Genomic DNA, 5,335 nt, shown 5'->3' with positions numbered 1-5,335 from the left:
TGAATTGGTTCCGGCCTTATCATACCCCCCGGTTGGTGAGGTTGGACATTTAGTCAGCAAATCTTTTTTGCTGGCGTTTTGTTTTGCTAGGTTTTCGGACTCTAGTTATTCTTCTGATTCGCCCTTTCGGGGGTGGTTCAAGAGTCTTCAACGGAGAGTTTGATCCTGGCTCAGGACGAACGCTGGCGGCGTGCTTAACACATGCAAGTCGAGCGGTAAGGCCCTTCGGGGTACACGAGCGGCGAACGGGTGAGTAACACGTGGGTGATCTGCCTCGCACTTCGGGATAAGCCTGGGAAACTGGGTCTAATACCGGATATGACCTTGGGTTGCATGACCTTGGGTGGAAAGATTTATCGGTGCGAGATGGGCCCGCGGCCTATCAGCTTGTTGGTGGGGTAACGGCCTACCAAGGCGACGACGGGTAGCCGACCTGAGAGGGTGACCGGCCACACTGGGACTGAGACACGGCCCAGACTCCTACGGGAGGCAGCAGTGGGGAATATTGCACAATGGGCGGAAGCCTGATGCAGCGACGCCGCGTGAGGGATGACGGCCTTCGGGTTGTAAACCTCTTTCGACAGGGACGAAGCGCAAGTGACGGTACCTGTAGAAGAAGCACCGGCCAACTACGTGCCAGCAGCCGCGGTAATACGTAGGGTGCGAGCGTTGTCCGGAATTACTGGGCGTAAAGAGCTTGTAGGCGGTTTGTCGCGTCTTCTGTGAAAACTTGGGGCTCAACCTTAAGCTTGCAGGCGATACGGGCAGACTAGAGTACTTCAGGGGAGACTGGAATTCCTGGTGTAGCGGTGAAATGCGCAGATATCAGGAGGAACACCGGTGGCGAAGGCGGGTCTCTGGGAAGTAACTGACGCTGAGAAGCGAAAGCGTGGGTAGCGAACAGGATTAGATACCCTGGTAGTCCACGCCGTAAACGGTGGGTACTAGGTGTGGGTTTCCTTCCACGGGATCCGTGCCGTAGCTAACGCATTAAGTACCCCGCCTGGGGAGTACGGCCGCAAGGCTAAAACTCAAAGGAATTGACGGGGGCCCGCACAAGCGGCGGAGCATGTGGATTAATTCGATGCAACGCGAAGAACCTTACCTGGGTTTGACATACACCGGAAACCTGCAGAGATGTAGGCCCCCTTGTGGTCGGTGTACAGGTGGTGCATGGCTGTCGTCAGCTCGTGTCGTGAGATGTTGGGTTAAGTCCCGCAACGAGCGCAACCCTTATCTTATGTTGCCAGCGCGTAATGGCGGGGACTCGTGAGAGACTGCCGGGGTCAACTCGGAGGAAGGTGGGGACGACGTCAAGTCATCATGCCCCTTATGTCCAGGGCTTCACACATGCTACAATGGCCGGTACAGAGGGCTGCGATACCGTGAGGTGGAGCGAATCCCTTAAAGCCGGTCTCAGTTCGGATCGGGGTCTGCAACTCGACCCCGTGAAGTTGGAGTCGCTAGTAATCGCAGATCAGCAACGCTGCGGTGAATACGTTCCCGGGCCTTGTACACACCGCCCGTCACGTCATGAAAGTCGGTAACACCCGAAGCCGGTGGCCTAACCCCTTGTGGGAGGGAGCCGTCGAAGGTGGGATTGGCGATTGGGACGAAGTCGTAACAAGGTAGCCGTACCGGAAGGTGCGGCTGGATCACCTCCTTTCTAAGGAGCACTTCTGCATCGCACCCCGAGTAGTCGGGGATGGTAAACGCTGATGCCAGAGACCGTTTAGTTCTCATATGTAGGACTGCGGACGCTCATGGGTGGAACGCTGACAAGCTCTCCCGCATTGTGGTCGGTCCTGAGTGGCTGATCCCGCGGTTGATATATCGACACACTGTTGGGTCCTGAGAGAACACGCGAGTGTTTCCTCTTAGGCAAGATAACGACAAGATCTGGTGGTTACGCAGACCGCGCCTTTCCTTCGGGTTGGGTGGGCATGGTGGTGATCGGAGCCAGGTTTTGTGTGTTGTTTGAGAACTGCACAGTGGACGCGAGCATCTTTGTTAGTAAGTGTTTAAGAGCGTACGGTGGATGCCTTGGCACCAGGAGCCGATGAAGGACGTAGGAGGCTGCGATAAGCCTCGGGGAGCTGTCAACCGAGCTGAGATCCGAGGATTTCCGAATGGGGAAACCCAGCACGAGTGATGTCGTGTTACCCGCATCTGAATATATAGGGTGTGTGGAGGGAACGTGGGGAAGTGAAACATCTCAGTACCCACAGGAAGAGAAAACAACAGTGATTCCGTGAGTAGTGGCGAGCGAAAGCGGATGAGGCTAAACCATGTACATGTGATACCCGGCAGGGGTTGTGTATGTGGGGTAGTGGGGCTCACTTTCTTTCTACTGCCGTAGGGAGCGAGAGTAAGAAACCGTTGTGTTAGTCGAAGTGGTCTGGAACGGCCTGTCGTAGAGGGTGATAATCCCGTAGACGAAAACTCAACGGCTCTTGTAGTGAGTACCCGAGTAGCAGCGGGCCCGTGAAATCTGCTGTGAATCTGCCGGGACCACCCGGTAAGCCTGAATACTCCCTGGTGACCGATAGCGGACTAGTACCGTGAGGGAAAGGTGAAAAGTACCCCGGGAGGGGAGTGAAATAGTACCTGAAACCGTGCGCTTACAATCCGTCAGGGCCTGCGAGTCATTTAGTTGGCTGTGGGTGATGGCGTGCCTTTTGAAGAATGAGCCTGCGAGTTAGTGGCATGTGGCGAGGTTAACCCGTGTGGGGTAGCCGTAGCGAAAGCGAGTCCGAATAGGGCGTTTTCAGTCGCATGTTCTAGACCCGAAGCGGAGTGATCTACCCATGGCCAGGGTGAAGCGACGGTAAGACGTCGTGGAGGCCCGAACCCACTTAGGTTGAAAACTGAGGGGATGAGCTGTGGGTAGGGGTGAAAGGCCAATCAAACTCCGTGATAGCTGGTTCTCCCCGAAATGCATTTAGGTGCAGCGTCGCGTGTTTCACACCGGAGGTAGAGCTACTGGATGGTCTAGGGGGCCTACAAGCTTACCGAAATCAGCCAAACTCCGAATGCCGGTGTGTGAGAGCGCGGCAGTGAGACTGCGGGGGATAAGCTTCGTAGTCGAGAGGGAAACAGCCCAGATCGCCGGCTAAGGCCCCTAAGCGTGTACTAAGTGGAAAAGGATGTGGGGTCGCGAAGACAACCAGGAGGTTGGCTTAGAAGCAGCCACCCTTGAAAGAGTGCGTAATAGCTCACTGGTCAAGTGATCCTGCGCCGACAATGTAGCGGGGCTCAAGTACACCGCCGAAGCCGCGGCATTCGAACAATACACCGATTCATTCCTGCGGGGGTGGGTCCAGTGGTTCGGATGGGTAGGGGAGCGTCGTGTGGCCATGGAAGCAGCGGAGTGATCCAGCTGTGGAGGCCATGCGAGTGAGAATGCAGGCATGAGTAGCGAAAGACGAGTGAGAAACTCGTCCGCCGAATGACCAAGGGTTCCTGGGCCAGGTTAATCCGCCCAGGGTGAGTCGGGACCTAAGGCGAGGCCGACAGGCGTAGTCGATGGACAACGGGTTGATATTCCCGTACCCGTGTATCCGCGCCCATGATGAATCAGTTGTGCTAATTGTCCAAAACCTCCGAGAAGACCTTCGGGTCTCGAGTGAGGGGCTGCACGAGACCCCGGCTGGTAGTAGTCAAGCGATGGGGTGACGCAGGAAGGTAGCTGGGCCAGTCAGTGGTTGTACTGGTGTAAGCCTGTAGGGCGAGACATAGGCAAATCCGTGTCTCATATAGCCTGAGAGGTGATGCGTAGCCGATTGAGGCGAATTCAGTGATCCTATGCTGCCGAGAAAAGCCTCTAGTGAGTTGATACACGGCCCGTACCCCAAACCGACACAGGTGGTCAGGTAGAGAATACTAAGGCGATCGAGAGAACTGTGGTTAAGGAACTCGGCAAAATGCCCCCGTAACTTCGGGAGAAGGGGGACCAACGCTGGTGACGGAACTTGCTTCCTGAGCTGGTGGTGGTCGCAGAGACCAGAGAGAAGCGACTGTTTACTAAAAACACAGGTCCGTGCGAAGTCGTAAGACGATGTATACGGACTGACGCCTGCCCGGTGCCGGAAGGTTAAGAGGACCGGTTAGCGCTTTCGGGCGCGAAGCTGAGAATTTAAGCCCCGGTAAACGGCGGTGGTAACTATAACCATCCTAAGGTAGCGAAATTCCTTGTCGGGTAAGTTCCGACCTGCACGAATGGCGTAACGACTTCTCTGCTGTCTCAACCACAGACTCGGCGAAATTGCATTACGAGTAAAGATGCTCGTTACGCGCGGCAGGACGAAAAGACCCCGGGACCTTCACTATAGCTTGGTATTGGTGTTCGGTACGGTTTGTGTAGGATAGGTGGGAGACTGTGAAGCGGGCACGCCAGTGTTCGTGGAGTCATCGTTGAAATACCACTCTGATCGTATTGGACCTCTAACCTCGGACCATGATCTGGTTCAGGGACAGTGCCTGGTGGGTAGTTTAACTGGGGCGGTTGCCTCCCAAAATGTAACGGAGGCGCCCAAAGGTTCCCTCAGCCTGGTTGGCAATCAGGTGTCGAGTGCAAGTGCACAAGGGAGCTTGACTGTGAGAGCGACAGCTCGAGCAGGGACGAAAGTCGGGACTAGTGATCCGGCACCGGCAAGTGGAAGCGGTGTCGCTCAACGGATAAAAGGTACCCCGGGGATAACAGGCTGATCTTCCCCAAGAGTCCATATCGACGGGATGGTTTGGCACCTCGATGTCGGCTCGTCGCATCCTGGGGCTGGAGTAGGTCCCAAGGGTTGGGCTGTTCGCCCATTAAAGCGGCACGCGAGCTGGGTTTAGAACGTCGTGAGACAGTTCGGTCTCTATCCGCCGCGCGCGTCAGAAACTTGAGGAAGGCTGTCCCTAGTACGAGAGGACCGGGACGGACGAACCTCTGGTGTGCCAGTTGTTCCGCCAGGAGCACTGCTGGTTAGCTACGTTCGGAAGGGATAACCGCTGAAAGCATCTAAGCGGGAAGCCTGTTCCAAGATGAGGTTTCTCACCACCTTCGAGTGGTTAAGGCCCCCCACAGACCATGGGGTTGATAGGCCAGAACTGGAAGCCCGGTAACGGGTGTAGGTGACTGGTACTAATCGGCCGAGGACTTACCAACAAAGAAGCTACGCGTCCACTGTGCAGTATCTGAAACAACACACACCGTTTCAGAGACTCACCTGAATCCCTCGATATCGAAGGGGTATTCAGGTGATGTTTCCGGAGTGGATAGTTTCATAGAGTTACGGCGGCCATAGCGGCAGGGAAACGCCCGGTCCCATTCCGAACCCGGAAGCTAAGCCTG

3 rRNA genes are annotated in these 5,335 nt (G+C 55.8%); all 3 read left to right on the top strand.

Annotation, left to right across the window (positions count from 1 at the left end):
• Positions 1-147: 147 nt before the first annotated feature.
• Positions 148-1,666: ribosomal RNA gene (locus tag ACFQZZ_RS33265) — 16S ribosomal RNA — on the top strand.
• Positions 1,667-2,011: 345 nt separating this feature from the next.
• Positions 2,012-5,149, top strand: a 23S ribosomal RNA gene (locus tag ACFQZZ_RS33260).
• A 125-nt stretch (positions 5,150-5,274) separates the two neighbouring features.
• Positions 5,275-5,335, top strand: a 5S ribosomal RNA gene (gene rrf / locus ACFQZZ_RS33255); the annotation flags it as partial.

The sequence above is a fragment of the Nocardia sp. GCM10030253 genome (genome assembly GCF_042675075.1).
Taxonomy (GTDB): domain Bacteria; phylum Actinomycetota; class Actinomycetes; order Mycobacteriales; family Mycobacteriaceae; genus Nocardia.
The sequence above is the reverse complement of the archived record's forward strand: the minus strand, read 5'-3'. Positions and strand labels throughout refer to the sequence as shown.